The organism is Bacillus sp. 05T22 (assembly GCF_056396765.1).
The window spans coordinates 22,219-41,650 of sequence record NZ_JBFTMC010000026.1 but is presented as its reverse complement, the minus strand read 5'-3'; the positions used below and the strand labels follow the sequence as shown (position 1 = coordinate 41,650).

24 protein-coding genes and 3 pseudogenes are annotated in these 19,432 nt (G+C 34.7%); 10 read left to right on the top strand and 17 right to left on the bottom strand.

Translation table 11 applies throughout. The annotated features are described in order from the left end of the window. Positions 1-24 precede the first annotated feature (24 nt). Positions 25-675 (bottom strand): class I SAM-dependent methyltransferase, encoded by a 651-nt coding sequence (locus AC1DIT_RS11255; protein ID WP_476998192.1) that lies wholly within the window; start codon positions 673-675, stop codon positions 25-27. On the opposite strand from AC1DIT_RS11255, the pseudogene AC1DIT_RS11250 reads away from it, so the two are divergent. Continuing rightward, positions 658-861, top strand: a pseudogene (locus AC1DIT_RS11250) (permease); the annotation flags it as partial. The gene AC1DIT_RS11255 and the pseudogene AC1DIT_RS11250 sit on opposite strands and share 18 nt — an antisense overlap. A 27-nt stretch (positions 862-888) precedes the next feature. On the opposite strand, the gene AC1DIT_RS11245 reads toward AC1DIT_RS11250, so the two are convergent. The 4 genes from AC1DIT_RS11245 to ytfJ all read right to left on the bottom strand — a co-directional run bounded on the left by AC1DIT_RS11245 (position 889) and on the right by ytfJ (position 2,905). After that, positions 889-1,101 (bottom strand): hypothetical protein, encoded by a 213-nt coding sequence (locus AC1DIT_RS11245; protein WP_016114641.1) that lies wholly within the window; start codon positions 1,099-1,101, stop codon positions 889-891. A 69-nt stretch (positions 1,102-1,170) separates the two neighbouring features. Next, positions 1,171-1,491, bottom strand: a complete 321-nt coding sequence (locus AC1DIT_RS11240) for a hypothetical protein (RefSeq protein WP_016114640.1) — start codon at positions 1,489-1,491, stop codon at positions 1,171-1,173. A 51-nt stretch (positions 1,492-1,542) separates the two neighbouring features. Then, positions 1,543-2,319: a hypothetical protein gene (locus AC1DIT_RS11235; protein ID WP_016114639.1), complete on the bottom strand. Its 777-nt coding sequence runs from the start codon at positions 2,317-2,319 to the stop codon at positions 1,543-1,545. A gap of 160 nt (positions 2,320-2,479) precedes the next feature. Next, positions 2,480-2,905, bottom strand: a complete 426-nt coding sequence (ytfJ, locus tag AC1DIT_RS11230; RefSeq protein WP_000349994.1) for a GerW family sporulation protein — start codon at positions 2,903-2,905, stop codon at positions 2,480-2,482. A gap of 132 nt (positions 2,906-3,037) precedes the next feature. On the opposite strand from ytfJ, the gene AC1DIT_RS11225 reads away from it, so the two are divergent. Together AC1DIT_RS11225 and AC1DIT_RS11220 are read left to right on the top strand one after the other, a co-directional pair. Then, positions 3,038-3,160, top strand: a complete 123-nt coding sequence (locus AC1DIT_RS11225) for a hypothetical protein (protein ID WP_016114638.1) — start codon at positions 3,038-3,040, stop codon at positions 3,158-3,160. 62 nt (positions 3,161-3,222) lie between these two features. After that, a pseudogene (locus AC1DIT_RS11220) lies at positions 3,223-3,735 on the top strand (GNAT family N-acetyltransferase); the annotation flags it as partial. A 107-nt stretch (positions 3,736-3,842) separates the two neighbouring features. On the opposite strand, the gene AC1DIT_RS11215 reads toward AC1DIT_RS11220, so the two are convergent. Both AC1DIT_RS11215 and AC1DIT_RS11210 read right to left on the bottom strand, forming a co-directional pair. Then, positions 3,843-4,184, bottom strand: coding sequence for a YolD-like family protein (locus AC1DIT_RS11215; RefSeq protein ID WP_016114636.1), 342 nt, complete (start codon positions 4,182-4,184; stop codon positions 3,843-3,845). Positions 4,185-4,355: 171 nt separating this feature from the next. Beyond that, a pseudogene (locus AC1DIT_RS11210) lies at positions 4,356-4,532 on the bottom strand (Y-family DNA polymerase); the annotation flags it as partial. 236 nt (positions 4,533-4,768) lie between these two features. Here AC1DIT_RS11210 and AC1DIT_RS11205 point away from each other — a divergent pair. Further along, a complete protein-coding gene (locus AC1DIT_RS11205) occupies positions 4,769-5,407 on the top strand; it encodes a hypothetical protein (RefSeq protein WP_016114635.1) in 639 nt (212 codons plus the stop codon). Positions 5,408-5,895: 488 nt separating this feature from the next. Here the strand turns inward: AC1DIT_RS11205 and AC1DIT_RS11200 are convergent, their stop codons facing one another. Genes AC1DIT_RS11200 through AC1DIT_RS11180 form a run of 5 tightly spaced genes read right to left on the bottom strand, consistent with a single transcriptional unit; the run spans position 5,896 to position 8,345 of the window. After that, the gene (locus AC1DIT_RS11200) at positions 5,896-6,333 is read right to left on the bottom strand and encodes a GNAT family N-acetyltransferase (RefSeq protein WP_016114634.1); all 438 of its coding nucleotides are present in this window, start codon (positions 6,331-6,333) and stop codon (positions 5,896-5,898) included. Positions 6,334-6,337: 4 nt separating this feature from the next. Next, positions 6,338-6,718 carry a hypothetical protein gene (locus AC1DIT_RS11195; protein WP_016132750.1) on the bottom strand — a complete coding sequence of 127 codons (381 nt, stop codon included), beginning with the start codon at positions 6,716-6,718 and terminating at the stop codon, positions 6,338-6,340. 23 nt (positions 6,719-6,741) lie between these two features. Next, positions 6,742-7,227 carry a GNAT family N-acetyltransferase gene (locus AC1DIT_RS11190; protein WP_016114632.1) on the bottom strand — a complete coding sequence of 162 codons (486 nt, stop codon included), beginning with the start codon at positions 7,225-7,227 and terminating at the stop codon, positions 6,742-6,744. Further along, a complete protein-coding gene (locus AC1DIT_RS11185; RefSeq protein WP_016114631.1) occupies positions 7,224-7,772 on the bottom strand; it encodes a 2'-5' RNA ligase family protein in 549 nt (182 codons plus the stop codon). The genes AC1DIT_RS11190 and AC1DIT_RS11185 overlap by 4 nt, the downstream gene beginning before the upstream one ends. Positions 7,773-7,778: 6 nt before the next feature. Then, positions 7,779-8,345, bottom strand: coding sequence for a GNAT family N-acetyltransferase (locus AC1DIT_RS11180; protein WP_016114630.1), 567 nt, complete (start codon positions 8,343-8,345; stop codon positions 7,779-7,781). Positions 8,346-8,484: 139 nt separating this feature from the next. Between AC1DIT_RS11180 and AC1DIT_RS11175 the strand changes: the two genes are divergently transcribed. Beyond that, complete coding sequence (locus tag AC1DIT_RS11175; protein ID WP_016114629.1) at positions 8,485-9,387, top strand: ABC transporter permease subunit; 903 nt, start codon at positions 8,485-8,487, stop codon at positions 9,385-9,387. Then, positions 9,384-10,424, top strand: coding sequence for an ABC transporter permease (locus AC1DIT_RS11170; RefSeq protein WP_016114628.1), 1,041 nt, complete (start codon positions 9,384-9,386; stop codon positions 10,422-10,424). Before AC1DIT_RS11175 ends, AC1DIT_RS11170 begins: the two co-directional genes overlap by 4 nt. A gap of 657 nt (positions 10,425-11,081) precedes the next feature. Here the strand turns inward: AC1DIT_RS11170 and AC1DIT_RS11165 are convergent. After that, positions 11,082-11,507: a GNAT family N-acetyltransferase gene (locus tag AC1DIT_RS11165; RefSeq protein ID WP_016114627.1), complete on the bottom strand. Its 426-nt coding sequence runs from the start codon at positions 11,505-11,507 to the stop codon at positions 11,082-11,084. A gap of 130 nt (positions 11,508-11,637) precedes the next feature. Between AC1DIT_RS11165 and pdxR the strand changes: the two genes are divergently transcribed. Further along, a complete protein-coding gene (gene pdxR, locus AC1DIT_RS11160; protein ID WP_016114626.1) occupies positions 11,638-13,059 on the top strand; it encodes a MocR-like pyridoxine biosynthesis transcription factor PdxR in 1,422 nt (473 codons plus the stop codon). A gap of 26 nt (positions 13,060-13,085) precedes the next feature. On the opposite strand, the gene AC1DIT_RS11155 is transcribed toward pdxR, so the two are convergent. Next, positions 13,086-13,943, bottom strand: coding sequence for a YitT family protein (locus AC1DIT_RS11155; protein WP_003197206.1), 858 nt, complete (start codon positions 13,941-13,943; stop codon positions 13,086-13,088). A gap of 177 nt (positions 13,944-14,120) precedes the next feature. Between AC1DIT_RS11155 and AC1DIT_RS11150 the strand changes: the two genes are divergently transcribed. Beyond that, positions 14,121-14,306 (top strand): hypothetical protein, encoded by a 186-nt coding sequence (locus tag AC1DIT_RS11150; RefSeq protein WP_016114625.1) that lies wholly within the window; start codon positions 14,121-14,123, stop codon positions 14,304-14,306. A 55-nt stretch (positions 14,307-14,361) separates the two neighbouring features. Continuing rightward, on the top strand, positions 14,362-15,231 hold the full coding sequence (locus tag AC1DIT_RS11145) for a GNAT family N-acetyltransferase (RefSeq protein WP_016114624.1): 870 nt from the start codon (positions 14,362-14,364) through the stop codon (positions 15,229-15,231). A 38-nt stretch (positions 15,232-15,269) separates the two neighbouring features. Here AC1DIT_RS11145 and alr read toward each other — a convergent pair whose 3' ends face one another. Beyond that, entirely contained in the window at positions 15,270-16,445 is a 1,176-nt protein-coding gene (gene alr, locus AC1DIT_RS11140; RefSeq protein WP_016114623.1) for an alanine racemase, read from the bottom strand. 472 nt (positions 16,446-16,917) lie between these two features. On the opposite strand from alr, the gene AC1DIT_RS11135 reads away from it, so the two are divergent. After that, positions 16,918-18,380, top strand: a protein-coding gene (locus AC1DIT_RS11135) for an IS1182 family transposase (protein ID WP_229161606.1) whose coding sequence is annotated in 2 segments (ribosomal slippage) — positions 16,918-17,485 and positions 17,485-18,380 — 1,464 coding nt in all. Because the reading frame shifts where the segments join, the coding sequence is not laid out codon by codon here. A gap of 47 nt (positions 18,381-18,427) precedes the next feature. On the opposite strand, the gene AC1DIT_RS11130 is transcribed toward AC1DIT_RS11135, so the two are convergent. After that, complete coding sequence (locus AC1DIT_RS11130; protein WP_255255003.1) at positions 18,428-18,628, bottom strand: 4-oxalocrotonate tautomerase; 201 nt, start codon at positions 18,626-18,628, stop codon at positions 18,428-18,430. A 15-nt stretch (positions 18,629-18,643) separates the two neighbouring features. Next, complete coding sequence (locus tag AC1DIT_RS11125; RefSeq protein ID WP_016114619.1) at positions 18,644-19,432, bottom strand: 2-keto-4-pentenoate hydratase; 789 nt, start codon at positions 19,430-19,432, stop codon at positions 18,644-18,646.

The following is a 19,432-nucleotide window of genomic DNA, read 5'->3' as shown; positions in this document are numbered from 1 at the left end:
TAAATTTGCGCATTTCGTTGTACTTTATTTTTTCAACATAAATACCCATAAAAATGTTAGTGCTTGCTGCAGTTCTACCGATAATTGTCCAAGCATCTTTTCATTTACTCCTCGTTTATATACGCCTATACCATTCACTACTTGGAACCCTTGCTCCTCTGCAAGCTTTTCAAATTCCCAAGGCATCATCGTATTACAAACGACATCTTTTCCATATAAACGAGGATAGCTATTTTCACGCGGTTTTGCTGTCGGTCCTAAAATAGCAATACACGCATATCCATCTGGTTTCAAAACACGCTTTATCTCGTTTAACGCCTGTAGTGGCTGTTCTGTCCATTCTAACGAGTTCACTGCTAATATGGCTGGAAATTGCTCATTTTCAAAGGGCAATGAAGAAAGATCTCCCTTTACAAATGACAAATTAGGCCCTTCTCCGCGTTCCTTTCCCTTTTGAATCATTTGTTCGGATAAATCTATACCACACGCCTTATATCCTGCGAGACTTAATTTATATGTACCATATCCATCACCACATCCGACATCTAAAACTGCCACACCATTTTCTACATACTTTTCAAAAAACGGGATGATTGTACTCCGACTCCCATGATCCCACATTTCTTGACTATTTTGATTCCAAGATTCCGCATTGCTGGTACACTTATCGGTTATGTAGCACTGTTTCTTTCTTTATTCTCGATTGCCTTTTATCCAGTTACCCTTGGTTCCCTTTCCATTTTAATTGGCTTATTGGCTGTTAATTTTGGAGCAAAAACACTCGGATATACAGCCATTGGGTTTGGTAGTTTTTCTGTTTTATTTACATTATTGTATCCACTTGCTTTATCAGCATTATAAAAACACACCAAGTATTACTTGGTGTGTTCACTCATGATACAACATAATATGTCCACATCCGCAGCAATGTTTTGCTGTAATTTCTTGAAACACTGGATAATTCTCTTCATTCCGATGTTCAATAAATACCTTTTCAAAACGATACATGTTAGGTGCATATGCCCAGTCTTGTTTCGTACGTGCATATAATGTAGATGAAAAAAATTCTTCTCCACCACAAACTACACATATTTTTTTCATTCTCATCCCTCCTATGCTTGTCTTACTTCATCTATATGAACATATGCATAAAAAAAAGACCTTCTATAATTAGAAAGTCTTTTCCGTAACAAAAAGAAATGTACCAAATATGCCTATTCCGCTATACTCTTTCTGTTTACCATTTTCCATTTCAAAAGTTTGTTTCACTGTTATAAAAAATACACCGTTTCGTGTATTCGTACTTACAAACTTCATCTTTTGTTCTTTCTCATCTACATTTTGTGTACATTCAAAGCTATCTTGATTACAAATCAATGCATACTTATCCTCTAAGTAAGACCTGAAATCAGATTCTTTCGGACAAGTTAAAAGTAGTACTGCAACAAGGATAATGCTGACAATACCTACCGCTATATAATATTTCTTCATTTTTTCTCCTTTCAAAAAACAAGAAAACTTGACCTAAATCGTCAAGTTCTCTTAGTCCACAACCCATTGCCACTCTTGTTCTTTCTTATCAAAAATAAGCCAGCCAGTTTCGGTTGCACCTTCTTTTAATTCCTCTATGTTATCTAGTACTTCATCCGTACTTTCATACGAACCAACTACATATACAGGAATCTCTAAACCTCTTCTTGACTCAATTTTCCCCGCTAAATCAATATACAGCCCGTCTTCCATTAATGGAACAAGCCCAAGAATAACTTCTTTTGAAATTGCTGGGAATATTTTCGATTTTTGAAAGAAAGAAAATCGTTTTTTTCCAAATGAACCTAGTTTGTACGGAATTACTTTGCTAAGCATTCCTACAAAATCAGCGATTCTACGGTAATACACTTTGTTGTACCAACCGTCATCATGTGAAAAATAGACAAATCTATTTTTCAAAAGTGGGAAAAACGCTCTCCCAAGTGGTTCTTTTTTGTGAGCCAAATATAACAATTCTGCAATTTCCTTTGGCTCCAATTCATCTAAATCGCTTGCGTCATCAAAATCCACCCAACAAAACTCATCAAATTCATCAATCTCTGCTTTAATTAATTTATGTATGTTTTCTTCTTCGACATATTCAAATAAAGTATGATAGTGAAAATCAGTCCACTCAAAATTATGTTTCAAAAGCAACACTTGATGAAGCGGTGATGGGATATTACTTGCAAACTCTTCAAATGTAATTCCAGATGTAATAAAACAATGACCCCGACGATTACCATTAATATATATCATATTTTTTACTTGGTCAGATCCTCCAGACAAAGCACCTAGCCACCTTCGTTTTATATGTTTCAATTCTATAGCATATTTTAACATGAAAAATTTTAGAAACATAGAAAAAACTTCAAAAACTATTTACAATTTCATGAGTTTTATTACATACTGATTACAAGAAAAAAAGCCTGTTGAAAAACAGGCTTTTTTACGCGATTTCGTCTGGATTTTGCGGATGATGATTTTCAGTATGCTTTTCGTTTTTTTGAAAAATGGATTGAATCTTATCAATTGTTTGTGGCGCTAACTCAATCATTTTTTCAGCTAGGTGTGTGGCATTTTGTAAGTGAAGAATATTTACTCCATCTTTATTCACTACAAGAAAGGCTACTGGAGTAATGGAAACACCACCTGCGCTCCCTCCGCCAAATGCCGGATTACCTTGTGCTCTTTGACCATCATTTGTTTGAAAATCCGATCCACCTGCTCCAAATCCAAACGCTACTTTGGAAACAGTTAACACTACACCGCCGTCAGCCGTCTGAACAGGCTCTCCAACAATCGTATTAACATCGACCATTTCCTTTAAATTTTCCATTGCTGCTTTCATTAATCCTTGAATTGGATGATCCACCGTTCATAACCTCCTTTGTCATATCTTTCCTAGTTTTTCCGAAACCTTGTGAACTAAACATAAAATTTTATATTGATTTCAAAAATGATAAGTAATAATATTTAGAAAAAACAAACTAAAGAGGGGATTATAATGATACGGAAGCTAACAAAGAGTGATCATGAACAAGTACTGGCCTTTTTAACGCTTTATCCGAAAGAATTCTCCTTCCTCAAGCGTGTGCAGGGCGATAGCTCAACGGTAGGTGGGAGATGACTTTCGGTTTGGCGTTAGCCAAAAAGTACTTGCTATTATTTTTATTTTCGCTCTGATATAATCAGTCTTATATTGTAGAAAAATTTGAAGACATACAAGACATACAACTTGGCACAAAAAATAAAATGTACTTTTGTGAATGTAAAGATGATACTGCACTACCTAAAACAATGCTTCATACTGCAATCACACTAGCAACCATAGATGATGTTGAGCAAATTATGAAGCTCCGAAGCAACATTGAAGAATTCCCTCAAACAGGACAATCAGAAAAGATTTTGCGGCAATCACTCGAAGCAAATACAGGACGCACTTACTACATTGAAAAGAAAGGAGAAATCATCTCTTCCGCTTCCACATCAGCTGAAAATTCCTTATCTGCAATGGTCGTTGGAGTATGTACTCATTCAAATTATCGTGTCAAGGGATATGCTTCACTCATATTACAAAAAATGATTCAGGATTTTATTAAAGAAGGAAGAACTCTTTGCTTATTTTATAACAACCCAGCTGCTGGATGGATTTATAAGCGGTTAGGTTTTAAGGATATTGGAATGTGGACGATGTATCGGTAAATTTGGATATTTATTAATAAAGTGAAACTTTAATCAGTGGGATCCCCCACTGATTATTAGCTCTCACCAATTGGACTACATAATGAAATTTATCCTGTTATTCCATTCTATTCAACAGCAATTATATCGATAAAATTAAAAGTGCTCTTGTGATAAAATGCATCCGTACATATTACATTCTTTCTTTTAGGATCGATATCAATAACCGTCATATAACTAGTAAGGACATAACCATCTTCATAATATGTAATTAATATTTCCTCTTCGGATAACAACGAGAATAATAACTTATTCTCGTTCATTTCTTTCGCATCTTGAGTCAGTATTGGTCGTGGTACTTTCGTTTTTTCTTCAATAATCTTTCGTATACCAGCAAATTGTTCCGGCATAGATACAAATGGTGTCCACTTTACCATCCCTCTTCCTTTTGACATGTTTGCGTTATTCATGATTTATGTCCCCCTATAATAAAGTATTTCTATATCTTGCTGTCGCGATACTTGTATAAGATACGTCACGCAAAATACTATTTTTACCGAAACGATTGCGTATTTCATCCATCACTTTTGTTAGTTTCATTTCTTTTTCGCGCTATATTACATTATCAAAAAGAGAAATTTCTTAAGTAGTGGCGTCGCTGCCAGAACAATTGAACCATTACGATTTACGTCCTCTACTACCGCTAGCTTCGTACGCAAAGGGTCCAGACCCATTTTGATACATGATACACCTGCATAAAAACTACGAAGATCTACACACAAAATAATTCGATTAGGTAAAAGAGAATAATCATACAAGATAATCGTTCTTTTAGAAGTCTTTTTTAAGAAAATATTGGTTAAAACAAAAAAGCGCTGACTCTCAATTGATGATTTTCATCTGAGTCAAACTTCATTTTATATTCAAAAATTCGAATGTAAAGCTTATCAATCCCCTCTAAACGTATGAAAAAAAATGATTTGGACATGAGCACATAGTAATAGATGTTCTCATACCGTGATATATATGTGTTCAAAAAAGGAGTGTATTCATTATGTACCCTTATTGGCAATCCTATTATTTCACACACGATGCCCCTTATTTAAATTGGAATCCAACAGCTACATTTTCACCCGTACGGAATTACCGTGTCAGTAAAAATGAAGTTGATTTAAAAAGTTATATGCGTTCACTATGGGAACAACATGTTGCTTGGACCAGATTGGCTATCATTAGCATTATTTTCAATTTACCTGATGTTAACTTTACGATTACACGCCTCCTTCAAAACGCTCCAGATATGGGAAATTCTCTTAAACCTTTCTACGGTGACAATGCAGCAAAAAAATACAGTGATTTGATAAAAGATCACTTAGTGATTGCTGCCGATCTTGTCAAAGTAGCAAAAACTGGTAATCAAAACGCCGCATCAATTGCAGAGAAAAAATGGTACGCCAATGCAGACGACATTGTTGAATTTTTAAGTAGTGTAAATCCGCATATACCTAAAGAAGAATTTAGGAAAATGTTTTATGAACACCTAGCATTGACTAAAGCGGAAGCAGTAGCCATTCTAAGTAAAGATTATCAAGCAGGTGTTCAATTGTATGACAAAATTGAGAAAGAAGCTTTAGAAATGGCGGATGCACTTACTGAAGGAATAATAAAGCAATTTCCTCAACTATTTCAATAAAGTGAAACTTTAATCAGCGGGAATTTTCTTCTTTCCCCATCTTACTTCTTTTTTTGCTGAATTTTGAAGTGGGTGTCTTACTACCCTCGAATAGCTAAATAAAAAAGGGACCGATTCTTTCAAAAGAATGGTATTATCCCCTTTAGGTAGACAGTGTAAAAAAGACCATGTGCACACATGGATGTTACACTATTACTTGGAGGGGATTTTTCATGACTAAAAAAGGCTCAACTTTTAATACATATTCAGAAGAATTAAAGTTATCAGCTGTTCAAAGTTATTTAAACGGAGAAGGAAGAGTGTATTGAACTCTCGTATTCTCTCTAACAACTGCGTTTCTATACGGAGCTTTCCAACCTCTTTACCATATTTTCATTTACGATTAATACATCATTATTCTGACCAATTTCATTCAAATAATCGGATTGGAACTGTAATTCAGAATATACTTCTTATAAACAACATATTCCTTTTCTTCCCCCTTCAAGCTACTTTTCTTGCTTCAAGGTCATAACTACTTGCCTCTCAACAAATCCAAATTCTTTATACATCTCTTTGGCGAAATTCCCAGCGAATACATTTAAACGTATTTCTTTATACTTTTCTTGCAATCTATCAATTCCTACTTTCATTAGTTTTCGGGATAATCCTTTTTCTCTATACGTTGGAAAAATATATAATTCATAAATGAATCCCATTTTTTCTCCTGAAAAATAATCTGTATTCTCTCCAATTAAAATCCATCCTGCTAGCACATTCTCTTGTTTTACAACTAAATAATACGCTCCTTTTTCTAATAGAGGCTGTGTAATCTCAATCGCTTTTTCTTGGCTTAACTGGCACGTTTCTTTTGTTCCTTCAAAGAGTGATTGTGCTGCAAAATTTAATATTTGCTGAACTTCCTCTTCATTCGCCTTTTGAATCATCCCTTCATCCTCCTATTCCTTCGTCTTCTCTTTCTACAATCGGCATTCGGATATTACTTTCTAGATTCTCTGACTCAATTACAATTGCCATAAGTCCAGTTTCAGTAGTTGTTTCATGGAATTCCCCTCTACTCCAGAAAACAGCTTGACCAGGTTGCACTTTCTTTTTCTTTTTATCTGCGCCACAAACAAAACCATCCCCTTGCACAATAAGAAGCAACTGAGAAACAACTGCTTCATGATACCGGATTATTCCTTTTGGTTGTAAATGCATACAACCAATATGTATATCTTCTTGATGTTTTACTATTTTTGACATAATAAAGTTAGAATGAACCACTGATATGTGATTCCCTACCTTTTCACTGAAATCGAATATTTTCATCTTTTCTCCTCCTAAAACATTCCCTACACATGTAACACCATTCTTACCGTTTGCATCATGCACCCCTCAAAGTCTTCTTCAAACTGTTCTAAAACGGCAAAACCTTTCGCTTTATAAAACGTTTTTCCTTTTTCGTTTGCCGCTTCTACACAAATATAAATCTTCTTAACACCATCTAAAATTGCGATACCTCTTTGCAATAAAGCTGTCCCAATTCCTTTTCCTTGATGCTCCGGTAATAAATAAATAGCCCCTAATTCTGCTTCGTTTTGATGTTTTACAGGTGAAAAATTAGCAAATCCAACAATTTGGTCTTCTACTTCTGCTACGAGTAAGTATGAATGTTCTAAACGTCGTTTCATCATTTCATTTGAATATGCTTGCTTTAAAAATTTATCTTGAATTTCCTGTGGAATGATTCCTTTATATGTATCATGCCAAGCTATTTTTGCCACTTCTTGTACAGCTGTAATGTCCTCTACATTCATTTCTCTAACTACATACGTCATATCGATGTCTCCACTCCTTTTAAATTGTATTCTGCTACTATGCTACAAGAAGCTGAATTCCGATTTTCATAGTTCACTTTAATTAACTTTAAACTTTCTACAACTGCCGTTTGTGCACGAAAACCTTTATATACAAAATCCATTACACGAACAAATTGCTCCTGCTCTAAACGATTGGTAATTGTACAATGTGGTACCCACTTCTCAGGTACATAATACGACTGTGGCTGATCATGAAAATCCGTAAAATGATTATGAAACGATTGATGCAACTCTAGTAATCTTCTTGTTATTGTTGGTGCCAAAAAGATTGTTCCATTTGTAGGGAAGGTACCAACAGAAGAGAATTCAACTAGAAAACACTCTACACTCTCTGTAAACTTTTTAAATTCATGTCTATATGTTTCCAAATCCAAAGTATGATAATCAGCTAATGTAATATGAAGCTCTAAGCCCTCATTATGTACAATGTCCGTTAGTCCTTCCCGAATCTCTTTCACGTGCTTTGAAAACTTCTTATCAAATGTAGCAATAACGGCATACATCTTTCTTCACTCCTTCGCTTCTCTTAATGTTTCCCACTCTTCACGAATCATTCCCATTCGAATAGAATCATAATATGTCCCATTATAGTAACGACAGTTTCGCATTCTACCTTCTAACTTCATCCCAATTTTTTCTGCAACTTTCATCATTCGTTCATTTCCAGACCAAGTCGTTAATCCAACCCTACCAATCTCCATATTTTCGAATAATAAATCTCTATATAGTTGCAAAGCTTCTGTTCCATAACCGCCATTCCAATATGCTGGGTCATAAATGGTGATCCCTATTTCTAACCAGCGTGACGCCTTATATTCCCAATAGAAACCAACTGTTCCAATTATTTCGCCATCAACCTCAATAATAAGTTGAGACAAGGGTTCCTCTCTTAACTTAGATTGTAAATTCTCCTTGTACACCGGGTATTCCTGAATAGAAAATGGAAAGTATGGTGCATCCCACCTTTTCCACTCAGGATTTTCTTCCTTATATATTTGTGAATATAAAGAATGTATATCTTTCTCTTCTATTTTTCTTCCTATCACTTTTTTACCTTGTAAATATATCTGTTCCATATTGCCTCCTATGCTATCAAGTAGAATATTAGAATTTAATGTATCACTAATAATAAAAATAATATACATTCTTCTGAAAAATCAAACAATAAATCCCACTTTGTTGTATAATATTGTAAAAAGATGACGGAGGGATTTGATGTTACACAAAACATCTCAATTTATGATAAAACTTTCATCAATTGTTTTATCACTTTTACTACTATTAAATCTACCTTATTTATTTATCACTCAAGGTGGATTCACCTTTCAACCAATTCAATTTTTCAAACAGATCTTTACTATGTTAAAACAGGTTTTCTCTCCCGAGTCTCTTGTAGTTCTATCATCAGAAGCGAAGTTCGGTAATTTCAAAAAAACACCATTATTTCCAACCGTATTAGAACCTTACATATATTCATTTACTGTTTTGTTTGTAGCTTTCGTTCTTGCACTCTTTATTTCATCTAGCATGGCGTTTTTCTATTTTTTAGCAAAGGATTCTATCAAAAAGTGGATTAACAGATTTATTTTTGTATTAGAAGCTATCCCTGATATGATGATGATGATTTGTTTACAAATGTTTTTCATTTGGTTCCTTCAGAAATTCGGGGAATCTCCTGTCACAATTATTTCTTTTAATGAAAATCGAGCTTATTTACTCCCTATTTTATCTTTAGCAGTCTTACCTACATTACAAATGTTTCGCATGATGATTTTATATATAAAAGAAGAACATGGAAAACAATATGTAGAGGTTGCTTACGGAAAGGGCCTTTCATCAAGTTATATACTATGTATCCATTTATTCAAAAATATATCCATTCACTTCTTCCACCATTTAAAAACAATTTTTGTTTTCTTACTTTCTAACTTGTTCATTTTAGAATTTATTTTTAATATGCAAGGTATCATTCAATTTTTATTTAAGAAGGCTTTTATTTCACCTCCCTCTACATTTATCATACTTATCATGATTATCTTACCGTTTTATATTATTTTTCAAATCACTTCTTTTATGATAAATAGGTGGCAAAAACAAATGAAAGGAGAAACTCTATGAGGTCTATTTGGAAATCAAAACGCTTTTTAATCGGATTCATTTATCTTTTTGTACTACTTACAGCTAGCTTTATTTATAGTTGGTTCTTTAAAGATAGCATACCAGAAGCACCTCTATTGCTTTACAATGACAAGAATGAATTAATTGGCAAGGCACCCTTTTCACCATCTTTAATGCCACCTTTTGGCTCTGACCGTTTTGGAGAATCTATTTTCTTACAAATTTTAGACGGGGCAAAATTCACAATTTTATTTGCTGTCGGAATTAGCTTATTACGTATTTTATTTGGAACATGTGTAGGTATCCTATTAAGTTTATACGCTGCAAAATGCAAAAGATTTTTCCAAGCATGTTCAGAAGTATTTTATTATATTCCCACTTTATTTATCGCATTTATACTCATCACACCGGCTAATATTGTAATCACATCAAATGCGGATCGGCTAAGTCCAAATATTCCATTTACACTTTATCAAGCTATCATACTCATTTTCATTGCTCTACCTACAATTTCTTTATATATTTCATCAGAAGTTGATGAGTTTATGAAGCAAGATTATATAATGAGCTCACAATTAATGGGGGCAAGCCGTTTTCATATTATAAAGAAACATTTGCGTGTCTTATTATTAGACCGAGCATTTGTTTTATTTATGGAGCATATTGTCCAAACACTTATACTTATGATCCATCTAGCATTACTTAACATTATAATCGGTGGAATACAACTGAAAGAAATGGATCTAGGTGAGTTCAAACCTGTTTCACTCTCAAATGATTGGGCAGGCCTTATTGGATTAAATCGTTATGAAATGAATCTTTCATTATGGATTATCTTTTATACACTCGTCACATTCTTTATTACTATACTTTTCATTAAACTCATGACTATTGGAATTCAAGATGCCCTAAAAACAAGAAGTTCACAAGCAGTAATGGTGCAACCTGTTCAAGACCAAAAAATATATGTAAAAAAGAAGGATTCTTTTTCATTTGCTTCTTTAGAGGAAAGAAAACGTTCTTCGTTACATTTGTAAAAAATGATTGAACTTATACAAGAGAAAAACTATTTGTTAATCTATGCCTTTTATATTAATGCATCAATAGTTCCAAGAAGAAATAGGCTGGAGTCGTAACGATAAGAGAGACGTATTTCAAGCAAGCTAATAATGTCTCTTATACACCCATCTATTATTGACAACAGATGTAGCGAATGTGATCAAGGAATTTCCCACGCTTTTTTCTAAAACTGAACGGCTAAAAAAGACAAGGTTCCTAAATTTGAAGCCTACCTTCAAGCAAAAACAGAAATACGCGAAAATCTCGGTAAAGAGTTTGCAGATTGTTTAGCTTATCTATGCAAACTAGCTAATTTTTTTGAGTTCAACTTAAAAGATGAGCTTCACAAATAATTAACCGAAATACAAATTCGCTCTCAAAGCCTACAACATAAAGTGAAACTTTAATCAGTGGGGGTTTTCTTCATCCCCCACTGATTATTAGTTGAACGAATCGGGCTTTTACGGGCAGTTTATCCCCCACCTAACTTCTTTGCTTTTTCTGAATTTTGAGGTGGGGGTATTACTGCTCGTTAATGCGGGATAAAAAATAGGGGGATAAGTTCCCCCTATTTTCTTTCATTAGCTAAATGTCTTAATCTTCTTATCACATTTAGAATCTACTATTTTTCTTCTCTATTGTAACTCTTTACGAAAAGAATAACTTACCTTATCATATCCTTCTCTTTCATAAAATCTATGTGCATCACTTCTTGGAAACGCTGATGTAAGAACGATAGAACTGCAGCCCTTTTCTATCCCCCATTCCTCTATATACGACAGAAGAACCTTTCCATATCCTTCTGATCGATGAACCTCTGCCGTTACAAGATCATATACAAAAACATGTTTCTTATTATAGAAATTCGTACATACCGCTACCCCTGCAAGGCTTACCACCTCATTCTCTTCATTATACAAAGAAAATAATTGATAACGTTCCTCTTTCATCTGATGAAATAAAGACTGTGCTTCCTCTTTTGTAAGTGCAGTTCGTAATTGGTGTAAAACGGGTAATACCTCATCTAATTGCTCTTCTGTTTTTATTTCCTTAACATTCATCACGAATCTCCCCTAACTATTTATACAATTTTCTAAATGTTATATTATTAGTATAAATAGAGACTGCCCTTTCCTTAAGTGGCAGTTCATTTCTTTTTTATAAGGTCAGCTTTAAAGGAGAGCGCATGCAATGGATTTAACCATTCCTTTACAATTAGAAAGTAAAACACCCATCTATATACAAATTTACGACTACATAAAACAAGAAATCTTAAAGGGAACGCTCCCTGCCAGAACACGTCTCCCTTCTCACCGAAATTTAGCATTACAACTTGGTGTTAGCCGCATTACAGTCGAATCAGCTTATCAGCAATTATCCGCGGAAGGCTATGTGGACAGTAAACCGAAGCGTGGCATATTTGTTACGGAAGTAGATGTAGATGTTATACCAAATAAACAACATGCTCCATCTTACCAATTTGAAAAAAAACAAACAGAACCGCTCTTTTTTGATTGTAGTCAAGGAAACATCGATCAAACAGCCTTTCCACTCTCAAATTGGAAAAGAGCACTACAAGAATGTTTACTCCAATATGAAAACGAATTATTTACAAAAGAAGATCCACAAGGAGAATATATACTTCGTACTCACATTGCAAAATATTTGTATCATGCTCGCGGGGTTCATTGCACACCTAACCAAATTATTATTGGAGCTGGTACACAGCCGCTTCTTTGGTTACTTGTTCAATTACTTGGGAAGCAAAAATCATACGCAATCGAAAATCCTGGATTTCACCGCGTAAAAGCTATTATTCAAAGCTGCGGCATTCCTTTTCATCCTGTTCCATTAGATGAGCAAGGAATGAACATTTCATCTCTCAATAATTGCAATGCGGACGTTGCTTATGTTACACCTTCTCATCAATTTCCATATGGCATGATTATGCCTTTATCAAGGCGGCTTGAGTTATTAAAATGGGCTAATGATCGCTCTGGTTATATTATTGAAGACGATTATGACGGGGAATTTCGCTACGTTGGAAAACCTATTCCCTCACTGCAAGGGCTTGATACAAATGAACGTGTTATTTACATGGGAACTTTTTCAAAATCATTTTTACCTTCCTTAAGAATGGGTTATATTGTTCTTCCAAATCATCTTTTGGATGCTTATAAAAACTTAGGTGGTATCTTCAAACAAACTGTTTCTAAAATACAACAGCTTGCTCTTGCTAACTTCATCCAAAAAGGAGATTGGGATCGGCACTTAAACCGCGTTCGTACATTATATAAGAAAAAACATCATAAACTAGTCAAATCACTTGTGAATCAAATGGGCACTGGTGTTAATATACTTGGGGATCAATCTGGACTTCACATTGTACTACATGTTCATAACGGCATGAATGAACAAGAACTCATTCAATCAGCTGCTGAAAAACATGTAAAACTTTACCCGTTATCCATATACGATTCAGTAAATAACTTACAAAAAGAAGCTCATGTATTATTAGGTTTCGGAGGGATACCGATTGATGCAATCGAAACTGTTGTAACATTATTAAAAGAAGCTTGGTTTACAAAAAAAAGCTGTTCCCTGCAAAAATAATTGCAAGGAACAGCTTTTTCACATGCCTAATCATTTGATGTTTGCCCTGAACGTGATGAGATACCTGGGCGTTTTACGCCAGTTGTTTCCGTTGAATAAGAAGCTTCAATGATGGCACTTGAATCTACAGAGAGAACGAGATCTTTCATCTTCGGATAAATAAAACGGTTTGTAATACAGTAGATAATTCTCTGGTGCTCTCCTAAAAAACCACCTTCTCCATGTAGATACGTAACTGAAAGTTGTAACTCCTTCATAAGAAGTTCACCAATTTCTTTATTCTTACTCGAAATAATCATGACACTCTTGCCTTGATTAATGCCATCTAATATGAAATCAATCATCTTCGTAACAATATAGAAAATTGCAAGTGAGAACATCGCTTGCTCGATTGAAAACAAAATAGCGACAAATACAAAAATAACAGCATTTACAGCAAGTAAAAATGTACTAATCGGCACTTTAAAATGTTTGTTCATCCAGACCGCTAACATTTCTGACCCGTCAATTGCACCGCCCATCTTCACAACAATTCCAACACCAATTCCAAATAATACTCCACCATACAATACAATTAGTAATTCAGACGTTGTGATAGCCGGAAATGGCTTCAAATAAATTAAACCGAGAGTTGTTACAACATTTGCATAGGACGTACGAATAAAGAACTTTTTCCCCATTACTTTTGCAGTAAATAATAAGATAGGAATGTTAAGTCCTAAAAACACACCATAAAGCGGTAATCCAGCAACTTTATTCGCCATAATAGAAATGGCTGTTACCCCACCATCTACCAGTCCATTTGGTGCCAAAATCAACTCCAATGAGCCAGCTACAATAATCGATCCAATTGTTAATAAAACATATTCAAATATTTTTTTCATTGATTACCCCCAAAACAGATATATTTTCTTAGTATTATCATACCGAAAATTCTCTATTTTTTCAAAGAAATGGCTTTATTTACACAAATTCGACACTAATTTGGAAATTTTTATATATTCTATGTCTAAATAATATATAATGATTTTATTGAATTTTTAGAGAAAAGGAGTTTTCTTATGTTACAAGCCCTATTTACCTCCCCTATCCTATCTATAGACACATTACACCCAGGTTATGAAGATCATGCTTTCCGAAAAGGTTACGAAACAATTATGCCTCTTCCTAATTTAGAACAATGTAGGGCACCGTACCGATATTTAATTTATATCGATTATTATCCGTTCAAGGAAATGTGGATTTAGAGGAATGGCTACAACACCCCGCCTTTTTCTAAAATACTCTTAAGGAGATTACAATATGCAGATTCGAAAAAAGAAACGGTTATCAATGACTGAAATTCAGCACATTATAGATTTAGCTCATATTTGTAAACGAAAAGATGGCGTCGATTATCCATCAGACTTGCACGTCAATATTCTTAAGAATCGAAAAGAAAACCAGCTAAACGATTTTCTTTTTTATAACAATGAACAATTAATCGGTGTGTTAAGTATGTATGAATTTGAAAGACCGACGAAACTTGAATTAACAGGATTTGTCCACCCTCATTTCAGAAAACATAAAGTAGGAACTACTCTTTTGCAAACGGCCATGGAAGAAATACAACAACGAGATGTTGATGAAGTCTTACTCATTATAAACGGGGCATCAACCTCTGGAAAAGATTTTGCCAAACAGGCCCACTTACCATACTTATACAGCGAGTACGGTATGGAGTTTCAGTTAGACACACAACAAACAACTATACAAAAAAATACGATTGAGCTTATCCCAGCATCTACTGAACTATTTCCTACTCTTTTAGAAATCTCTAGCAGAGCTTTTGGTGATTCATTGACAAACACATCCTCCTGGTTACAAAAAATAATGTCTTCACCTACTCACCAAGTATATATTTCTCTCATTCATAAACAGCCAATCGGGACCATTACAGTAAATAAACAAAACGGATTTACTTCCTTATCCGGATTTGCTGTTCATCCTTCTTATCAAGGAAAAGGATATGGAAAAAGCATTTTGCAGTACATCATACATCAGCTATTAACTGAGGGAAGAACGAAGATTGAATTAGAAGTTGAAACTAAAAACGATAGTGCTCTAAAACTTTATAAACAGTGTGGTTTTGAGATTACAACAAGGTATGATTATTATAATTTACTAAAATAGAAAAGGACTGAATCTTAGCGATTCAGTCCTTTTCTATTTCATTTGTTTCTTAATATATTCACAACAGTAGTCGTTTCATCATTTTCTTTATATACACGTGGGATTCTTCGATCTAGCATACAAGTCACTTCATAATTAATGGTACCTAATATATCCGCGATTTCTTCTACAGAAATTTCTTCCTCACCTTGTCTACCGTAGAAAACAACTTCATCTCCTACTTGTACAGGCATTGCTTTTGTAACATCTAACATTAACTGGTCCATACAAACGCGCCCAAGAACTGGTACACGAATTCCATTAATTAACGCATGCCCCTTATTCGACAGCTGACGGTTATACCCATCTGCATAACCAATTGGAACAGTCGCAATCCATTCTTCTCCTGTTGTTACATACGTATTCCCATAACTTACACCACGATTTTTTTTCGCGTGCTTAATATGAGCCACTTTCGACTTCAATGATAGTGCTGGCTGTAAAGAAACAACTGTATGATCTACTTCTTTCGAAGGATACATACCATAAATCCCGATTCCAACACGAACCATATTTTGAAATGTATTGCTTAGCTCCATTGATCCAGCACTGTTTGAACTATGGATATACGGAAGATGAATACCCATTTCCTTCGCTGTATTTACAGCTTTCTCAAATAAACTGGTTTGCATATTTGTGTATGTTTTATTAATTTCATCAGCTGTAGAGTAATGTGTAAACATACCTTCTACTTCTATATATTTCATATTTTTTAGTTCTTCTAAAAATGGCGCAACCTCTTCTTCTTGTAAACCAATGCGACTCATTCCTGTATCTATTTTCACTTGAATATGCGCTTTCTTTTCAAGTTGCTTAGCAATTTCATTGATACCTTTTAGATCCTCTATTCTATATACCGTCATCATAATATCATACCCAATAGCATCTTTAGCAGCTTCCACTGGTGTATAACCTAAAACTAAAATCGGCACCGTAACTCCTGCTTCGCGTAGTTCGATTCCTTCATCTACAAAAGCAACTGCAAGTTGATTCACTCCTGCCTCAATTGCCGCTTTTGCAACTTCAACCGCCCCGTGTCCATACCCATTTGCTTTTACCGCTGCCATCATTGCAATATTTTTATCATTCACACGTTTTTTAAATTCTCTTACATTATGTTTTACAGCATCTAAGTTAATTTCAACAATTGTATCTCTTCCATATCTCGAACTCATGGGTCTAAACTCCTAACTCAATAATTGCTTTCCATTCTATTTCTCGTTTAATTATGACCTTTTACAATATAATACTTTTCATTTTCCTAGTCAAACTACTAGAATTTTCGGAATTTTGAATATGATTTAATACTCCTAAGACACTATTATATACGGAGATGAGGAGAATTACAATGTTTGCTCAAGCTACATTAATCGACTTTAAGCCTCATCAAAAATAGATTCATTGTTAATGAAAAGAGAAGAAATCAGTCCTACAAAGAGTATTAAGCCTATTAAAATAAAAGTTAGATGGAGCGTATCACCATCTAACTCTCTTACTTTCGCTCTACAAACAAAAAAGTAATTCTTATTTTTAATAAGAATTACTTTTACAGGCTGTGGAGAAAGTCTTCTCCACGGCCTTTTTTTGTGTCTGAGCCTCTTTTAATCTGTCAACACTGATAAAAAGAGGAAAAGGAGCGATTTTATTATGATGGGTGCATTGAAAAATCATCGCAATGAGTGCGTATCAGTTTCTGTTGAAGAGTTAGTTCCTCAAGATCATTTTCTTCGTGCAATTGAGGCAACAATTAATTTTGATTTTATTGAGGAAAAGTTACGTCCCTATTATTGTGAAAATAATGGACGTCCTTCTATTCATCCTATCGTTTTATTCAAAATGATGTTTATTGGCTATTTTTACGGTATTCGTTCTGAGCGTCAATTAGAAAAAGAGATTAAGATGAATATTGCATACCGGTGGTTTTTAGGGTTTTCTTTATCAGATCCTGTTCCTGATCATTCAACAATTAGCTGGAATCGTCGTACTCGTTTTCTTCATACAAATATTTTTGAAGAAATCTTCGAGGGAATTGTACGTCAAGCGATGGAACATCGCATGGTAGGAGGACGTGCGTTGATGACAGATTCCACACACGTAAAAGCAAACGCAAATAAAAACAAATTTGTAAAAAAAGTAAAAGAAGAACGCCCGAAAGCTTATATAGAAGAGTTAGAAGCAGCAATAACGGAAGATCGAGAAAAACATGGAAAAAAGGATTAAAACCTAGAAAGGAACGTGATACCCCAATCAAAGAAACACGTGTAAGTACAACGGATCCTGATAGTGGCTTTTTAATGAGAGATGGAAAACCAAATGGTTTTCATTTCTTAGACCATAGAACAACTGACGCAAAATATAATATTATTACAGACACTTTTATTACGGCTGGAAATGTAGTGGATTCCGAGCCGTATTTAGCACGCCTGCAAGTGCAAATTGATAAATTTGGATTTGAAGTAGAAGCGGTAGCGCTTGATGCAGGATATTTTACAAGCTACATTTGTAAAAAATTATCGGAACAGAATATATTTATGGTGATGGGGTATCGCCGATTTGGAAAACGAAATAAAGACGTACCAAAAAGCCAGTTTAAATATGAAAAAGAAACAGATGTATTTGCCTGTCCAATGGGATGTATTTTAGAATATGCGACAACTGATCGAGAAGGATATCGCCAATATAAGTCTAATCCAACAGACTGTGTAGTTTGTCCGTTGCGTGACAAATGTTGTTCAGTGAAACAAAAGCAGAAAGTTCTTACTCATCATATTTGGGAAGAGTATAAAGATATCGCCAGAAAAAATAAGTTAACCCGTACAGGAAAAAAATTATATAAAGTACGGTGTTCTACGATTGGACGAAGCTTTGCGGATGCCAAAGAATTACATGGCTATCGATACGCTCGGTTCAGGGGGCTAAAGTCTGTCCAAATGCAGGCTTATCTCACTGCAGCCTGCCAAAATATGAAAAAAATAGCCCTTCATCTGACCAAAAAGGGTCAGGTGAAGGGCTATTTTTTGTATTTCTATCATTTTTTACTGTTTTCGTTCACTAAAATACTAAAAAACTTCAGAGTGTCGGAAACCCTAAAGGGTTTCCCAACACTCTGAAAAAAGTAATTCTTATTTTTAATAAGAATTACTTTTACTCAACAACACTATTTTTCTTCTACATTACCTTTTACCTTTCCTCCGACACCCCAATGCGAACCCGGAATCTCATTTACTAGTACACGTACACGTTCAGTCTCCACGTCCAAACTTTTTGCAACTGCATCTGTAACATTTGAAATGAGATTTTGAATCTGCTCCTGTTTTCGACCCTCAATAACTTGAATTTGTACAATTGGCATACCCATCTCTCGCTTTACTCTTTATTCACAAAACATCAATACACTACCCAACCCTTCAAACTGCGCAATAATAGCGTCACCAGTTTTGAAAGCAACCGCTTCAGATAATGCCCCACTTAGCACAATATCACCTTTTTTCAACCCTTCATTTTGTAATCCAAGTTTATTTACCGCCCAAGCAATTGCCGTTGCCGGATGTCCAAGTACAGCTGCCCCTGTGCCAGTTGTCGCCGTTTTACCGTTTTTCGACATAACCATTCCAACATTAGCTAAGTCTATTTCCTGAGCGTTAATCCATTTGCTTCCTAATAGAAATTTTGAGGATGAACAATTATCTGCAATTACATCAGGCAATGTAAATTTAAAATTCAAATAACGACTATCAATAATTTCCAAAGCTGGCGTAACATATTTTGTTGCCTTTAATACATCATCCGCTGTAACGCTAGTACCCTGTAAATCATCTCCCATTAAAAAGGCAATCTCTGGTTCTACTTTTGGATGAATCAACGTTTCATACTGCACAGGTTCCCATTCAAACGCTAACATATCATGTAATAAATAACCGTAAATTGCTTCCTCAATCCCCATCATTTGTTGTTTCGCTTTACTCGTTAACCCAAGCTTTACACCAACTCGTTTGGATCCTTCTTTCATCTTTTGTTCAACTAATTGTTTTTGCAATATGTAAGCATCTTCTACTGTTAAATCCGGATGCTGATCTGTTACCTTTACTACTTCTTTTCGTTCCCTCTCCGCCTGAAGTAAATATTCAATAATCTCTGAATCCGCTCCTTTAACTAAAGCCAT